The following is a 6,000-nucleotide window of genomic DNA, read 5'->3' as shown; positions in this document are numbered from 1 at the left end:
CGACGGGGGGTGACTGTGTCGCCCACGGGGACTGGGTTCGGGCGGGTTGCTCCCGGAGGGCCTGGCCGGTGCGGGCCCGGAAGCGGGGGGGGGGGGCGGCCGAGGAGCGCTGCTGCTCCGACGCCCGGAGCAGCCGAGGCGCGCGCGGCGTTTCCGGTGGCGCGCCCGTGCTTGGCTTGTCCAGGAGACGCCCGCGGCCGGGCAGAAGGGCGATATGGCCGGCCGGTCGCTTCGGTCGCTGGTGCGGGTGAAACGCCCCGGTGAAGAAACGGTCATCCAGGTTCGGTCCAGAGTCGCTTGAGTCGCTCCGGTCGCTGAGCGGGCAGCGACTCAAGGACGGCGGCGGAGGGACAGCGACTGAAGAACAGCGACCGAAACCGGGGTGGATCGCTGTTGAGTCGCTGCTCAGTCGCTAGGTAAAAGGCCTGGTCAGACCCGGTTTTGGGGCCGAACAGCGACTGAAGCGACTCAAGGATCGGGTATATCAAGACATTCGCGCGTGTGCGTGCGCGCGTGTGCGCGTTATATGTACCGAACTTGAGTCGCTTGAGTCGCTAATTGAGGGGTGTATGGCCTATGACCTGCGGTTTTGACAGCGACTCAAGCAGCGACCGATGTATAGGGCAACGGGTTTTCAGTCGCTTTGAGTCGCTGTTTCGGTCGCTGGCCGCCCTCCGGGACGGCGGATTCGATTCTTCGTTCACATGACCCCGGCTTTATCGGGGCTTCGCTACTCTGTGCCTGTTGTTGAGTCGCTTCGGTCGCTGACGGGGGAAACGCATGGCCGATGAGCTGCGGGTTTTACGCAGCGACTCACCGCAGCCCGCTCCCGCCGGACCGGGCGTCCTGAGGTCCCTGGCCATCGCCCGGTGGTGCGCGGGCCGTGGCTGGCCGGTCCACCCACTGGCCCCGGGACGCAAGACGCCGGCGGGCAACTGCGCGGCCTGCCGTGAGCCCGGGCACACCCACCGGGGATGCCGCTGCCCTTCCGCCGGTCGCTGGTGCCACGGATTCCGTGCCGCCACACTGGACTTCGCCCGCATCGAGCAGTGGTGGCGCGCCCACCCGGAGTTCGGCGTCGGGGTCGCCTGCGGGCCCGCGGGGCTGGTCGTGATCGACATCGACGCTCACGCCCGGCAACTGCCCGCCCGGGACCGCCTGCTGCCCGGCATCGACATCGCCGAGACCGTCGACCTGACCGGGCTCGCCAACGGCTTCCACACGATCGGGGTGCTCGCCGCGCTGCGCGGGGCGGCTTCACCGGCCGACGACGAGTCGACCCTGCGCGTGCGCACGCCCTCGGGCGGCCTGCACGTGTGGTACCGCGCCCTGGGCGGGCACCGCTGGCAGTGCTCCTCCGGCTCGGGCGGCGGCAGGGCCCTGGCCTGGCAGGTCGACGTACGGGCGCACGGCGGGTACATCGTCGCTCCGGGCACCGTGACCGAGGCGGGGGTGTACGAGGCCGTGGGTACGGCGCGTGAGCCCGCGCCGCTGCCCGCCTGGCTGGCGCGCGAGCTTCAGCGCACCGGCCATCTGCCGCCCGTCACCGTGCCCACGCCCCGGCCGGTGCCGCCGCGGGCCCGGCAGGCCGTCCTGGCCGCCTCGGGCGGCCGCAGCGCCGGGAGCCGGGCGCTGGCCCCGCTGCTGGCGGAGGTGGCCGCCTGCGCCGCCGTACCGGAGGGCGCGGGGTTCACCGAGAAGCTCAACCGGGCCGCGTACACCGCAGGAGGGCTCGTCGCCGCCGGTCTGCTGACCGAGGCCGAGGCCGAGCGGGTCCTGCGGGAGGCGGCCGCGCAGGCGCGCCCCGGGCAGGAGCGGCGCTACGGCGCCGTCATCCGCGGCGGGCTGAGCGCGGGCCGCACCCGTCCGCTGACCCCGGGAGGCCGCCCGTGAAGAGCGGCCACGACAACGCCCTCTTCGACGCAGGGGAGGTCGCCGCGCAGATCCTGGCCCAGAGCGTGCCTCAGGCCCGTCCAGAGGCGCACGGCCTCCCCCAGGCCCCCGTACAGGCCCACAGCGTCGCCCAGGGCCGTACGAACGGCCACGGCGGCTCCAGGGCCGCCGGGCAGGCGACGCCCGACGGGCTGCTGCCCGACACCCTCAGCGACCGCGGCAACGCCAAACTCTTCGTCAGCCTCTACGCCAACGACTACCGGCACGTGCCCGGGCTCGGCTGGTTCCGGTGGGACAGCACCCGCTGGCAGATCGACGAGGACGACACCGTGCTGTGGGCCGCGGGCGACCTGGCGGAGTCCCTCGCCACCACCGACCCGCGGGGTGTGCACAGCACGACCGCCCTGCAGCAGCACCGCCGGCGCGCGCTGAGCACCAGCGGGATGAACGCGATGCTCACCCAGGCCAAGTCCGCACCCGGCATGGTCCTCAACGCCGCGCTGCTGGACGCCGATCCGTACGCGCTGTGCACGCCCGGCGGCATCGTCGACCTGCGCACCGGGCTCAAGCGCGTGCCGGACCCGGACAAGGACTTCCACTCCCGCTCCACCACCGCCACGCCCGAACCGATGCCGACGCCGCGCTGGGACCGGTTCCTCGCCGACACCTTCGGGGAGGGCCCCGAGGGCCGGGAGATGATCGACTTCCTGCATCTGCTGCTGGGCTACTCCATCACCGGCGACGTCGGCGGCCAGGTGATGCCCTTCCTGTTCGGCTCCGGCAAGAACGGCAAGTCGGTGCTGCTGGACGTGGTGATGAAGCTCGTCGGCGACTACGCGGACGCCGCGCCGCCCGGGTTCCTCATGGCCCGTCCCTACGAGGGGCACCCCACCGACCTGGCCGAGCTGCACGGGCGCCGGGTCATCGTGTGCAGCGAGGTCAAGCCGGGGGACCGGTTCGACGAGGCCCGGGTGAAGCTGCTGACCGGCGGCGACCGCATCAAGGCACGGCGGATGCGGCAGGACTTCTTCAGCTTCCAGCCGACGCACAAGCTGTGGCTGCTGGGCAACCACCGGCCCGAGGTGGGCACGGGCGGGTTCGCGTTCTGGCGGCGGATGCGGCTGATCCCGTTCGAGCGGGTCGTCCCCGACCACCGCAAGGTCGACAACCTGGCCGACATCCTCGTGACGGAGGAAGGGGGCGGCATCCTCAACTGGCTCGTCACCGGCGCCCGGCGCTACCTGAACGGGGAGCGGGACCTGCTGGGCCCGGAGGCCGTGCGCATCGCCACCACGGCGTATGCGGAGACCGAGGACCACATCGGGCGCTTCCTCGGCGAGGCCTGCCGGCGCGAGCCGGGCCTGAGGGCGGAACAGGCCGGTCTCTACGCGGCCTACCGGACCTGGTGCCAGAATGAGGGGGCCCCGGCCGTGTCGTCCCGGTCCTTCGCCGCACGGGTCCGGGAGGTGGTGGGACTGGCGTCTCCGAAGGAAATGATCCTGTCCAACCAGCGCAAGTACTATCCGGGCATCGGGTTGGCCGCCGACGAGGAGTCAGTATGAGTGCCCTCATAGCCGAGGACGAGATCGTCCACGAGGTCGACCTCGTCTGGCTCGAGGACATCAGCGCCCTGGACTACGTCCGCCAGAGCCTGGACCGGCTTCCGTCCCGCCGGGGCAGGCCCGCCTACCACCGCGACGGCCGCATGGTCGGCTACGCGCTGCTCGGGCCGAAGGCCAAGCCGTCCCGCTCGTCGGGCACTTTTCGCCGCCGGGTGTTCTGGCTGCTGCCGCACGACCGGGACACCGTCCCCGACGGGCTGTACGCCACCGGGGCGCCCGCCGAGGCCGTCGATCCGCGCACGCTGGCGCCGGGGAGCAAGGGGCGCAAGACGGAACGCTCGGAGGGCGGGGCGGTGTCGCCGGCGCTGTAGGAAGTGCCTGCGGGACGAGACGCAGACGGGCAGACGCCGGGCGGGCCCGAAGGCGCGCACCCGGCACGAGAACGACGACGGCTGCCCGGGGAGCGGGATGCGTCCCCGGGCAGCCGGTGGGCCTACTCGGCGATGTCCGCGTAGTCGGCGAGCGGGACCCGGCCGCTGTTGGCGATCGGAATGGCGTCCAGGTACTCCTCGGGCAGGTCGAAGGCGTCGACGAGCGTCCTCATGTGGGGGGCGAGGGCGTCGACGACCGTGTCGATGACGAACGGCAGTTCGCGGACCTGGTCGGCGCTCATGTGCCCCTCCGTCAGCAGGTCTCCGGTGTGGCTGCGGATCTGCTCCAGCAGGAACAGCAGGCACAGGCTGTCCATCAGCTGCCGCGCCTCGGGCTGTGACACCCGCTCCGCCGCCTCCAGGAAGGCGTCGGCGGCCCGCAGCCCGGCGTGCACGGAGACCATCTCCAGCGCCAGCGACGACGCCCTGTTCCAGCGGGCCACCGGGTCCTTGGCCGGGCCACGGCGCAGCGCGACCCGCGCTCGCGCCTGCCAGATGGCCTCGGCCTGGGCCAGCAGGGAGCGCACGAAGCGAGCGCTGGTCAGTTCCTGGGGGACGGCCGGTGATGCGTTCCCGGACCGGGCGGCGCCGGTGGCGAAGAGCAGCTCCGCGGCCGCCTTGGCCCAGATCACCAGGTTGTCCCCCTCGGCGGTCACGGTGCCCTCGACGTACTCCGGGAAGCCGGCCAGCCCGTTGACCGCGAACAGGCCCTGCGCGCCGCAGCGTTCCCGGCACTCGGCGGTGATGGCGCGGGCCTGCCAGGTGATCCACCCCTTGGCGACGGCCACCAGGCGCTCCGCCTCCTCGCGGGTCTCGGCGGTGTGCCGCGTCCAGGCGGCAACCGCCGACCGGTGCAGGAAGGTCATGCCGTACGCGGTCGCCAGCGACCTGAGCAGCCGCCCGTGATGGCTGCGGTGGGCGTTGACCGGGATGCGCTCGCCCGCCCTCGGGCCGGCCACCCGGCGGTGTTCGCCGTAGCGCACCGCGATGGCCAGCGCGGCCCTGGACGCGCCCACGGCGGCACCGCTCATGCACATCTTGCCCACGGTGACCCGGCCGATCGAACGCAGGAACCGCTTGCGGCGGTTGCCCAGGGTGCTGGTGAGGGTGCCGTCGTGGCCGAGCCGGCCGTGCTCGCCCTCCAGGAGCGCCTCGCGGGGCAGCCGTACCTGGTCGAAGGCGGTCAGGCAGTGGTCGACGGGAGCGCCGGGCCGCATCGGCAGCCGGCGTACCCGGACTCCCGGCAGCAGGCCGTGCTCGTCGCTCAGCGGGGTCAGGAACAGGTACACGCCCTGGTCCTGACCGTCCGCGATGAGGCGGGCCGCGACCACGGCGCTCTTGGGCCCGCCGGTGGTGCTGGTGTTGGGCATGAACTTCTGCGCCCCGGCGTGCGGGGTGTGCAGGATGAACCCGCCGGTGTCCGGGTCGAGTTCGGCGGTGGTCTCCAGTGCGGCGCTGTCGTTGCCGTGGTCGAGTTCGGTGCACAGGAACGTGCCGATGCGCCGCATGGACGTGAACTCGGACAGATCGCGGTGCTGTGCCGCCTCATGGTCCAGGAGGCTGCCGAGGAAGAGGTTGTAGTGGATGCTCGCCACCGTGCACAGGCCCCCGCCGCCGTCCACGATCGCCGTCCACTCGTGCAGGCTCGCCAGCAGCCTCGGGTCCGTGGCGAGGCTCCCGGGGTCCACGAGGGTGTCGTTCACCAGCCGCAGCCACTCGTACGACCGTTCCGCCTGCTCGGCGGGAGAACCGCCCGGACGGTGACGAAACGTTTCGTTGCGGATCAGTGTGCGCCACCGGTCGTGGACCTCCTCGCGCTCGCTGCCCTCGCCGAAGAGCAGCCGGGCCAGATCCTGTGCGGGCGTGGTGCCGATGCTGCCGAGTCCCTCGAAGTCGAGGGCCTCGATCGCAGTGAGGTCTTTGAGGTGATCGGCAGTCAGGCGGTCGGCCCGCGGGCGGTCGCTCCGCGGGCGCTCGCCCGGCAGTTCCGTGCACAGTGGCTGGTCCGCCGCTTGGCCGGCCTTGCCCGATGGGGCGGTCCGCACGCTGGGCTGAGTTGTCAGAAGGGCCATGACCCTGTCCCCCGTCAGTCGCAGATCCGGAGTTGGAAGTGC

At 72.3% G+C, this 6,000-nt stretch carries 4 protein-coding genes; 3 read left to right on the top strand and 1 reads right to left on the bottom strand.

Features of this window, described 5'->3' with window-relative positions; translation table 11 throughout:
• Positions 1-780: 780 nt before the first annotated feature.
• The 3 genes from AB0950_RS37420 to AB0950_RS37410 are packed head-to-tail and all read left to right on the top strand — an operon-like array spanning position 781 to position 3,826.
• Positions 781-1,893: a bifunctional DNA primase/polymerase gene (locus tag AB0950_RS37420; protein ID WP_360161611.1), complete on the top strand. Its 1,113-nt coding sequence runs from the start codon at positions 781-783 to the stop codon at positions 1,891-1,893.
• Complete coding sequence (locus AB0950_RS37415; protein WP_360161613.1) at positions 1,890-3,455, top strand: phage/plasmid primase, P4 family; 1,566 nt, start codon at positions 1,890-1,892, stop codon at positions 3,453-3,455. Before AB0950_RS37420 ends, AB0950_RS37415 begins: the two co-directional genes overlap by 4 nt.
• Entirely contained in the window at positions 3,452-3,826 is a 375-nt protein-coding gene (locus AB0950_RS37410; RefSeq protein WP_360161615.1) for a DUF6009 family protein, read from the top strand. Before AB0950_RS37415 ends, AB0950_RS37410 begins: the two co-directional genes overlap by 4 nt.
• A gap of 122 nt (positions 3,827-3,948) precedes the next feature.
• Here the strand turns inward: AB0950_RS37410 and AB0950_RS37405 are convergent, their stop codons facing one another.
• Positions 3,949-5,958 carry an acyl-CoA dehydrogenase gene (locus AB0950_RS37405; RefSeq protein WP_360575792.1) on the bottom strand — a complete coding sequence of 670 codons (2,010 nt, stop codon included), beginning with the start codon at positions 5,956-5,958 and terminating at the stop codon, positions 3,949-3,951.
• Between the last annotated feature and the right edge of the window lie 42 nt (positions 5,959-6,000).

Source organism: Streptomyces sp. NPDC007189 (assembly GCF_040703635.1).
Classification (GTDB): domain Bacteria; phylum Actinomycetota; class Actinomycetes; order Streptomycetales; family Streptomycetaceae; genus Streptomyces.
Note: the sequence above shows the minus strand (reverse complement) of the source record. Positions and strands in the feature narration are given on the sequence as shown.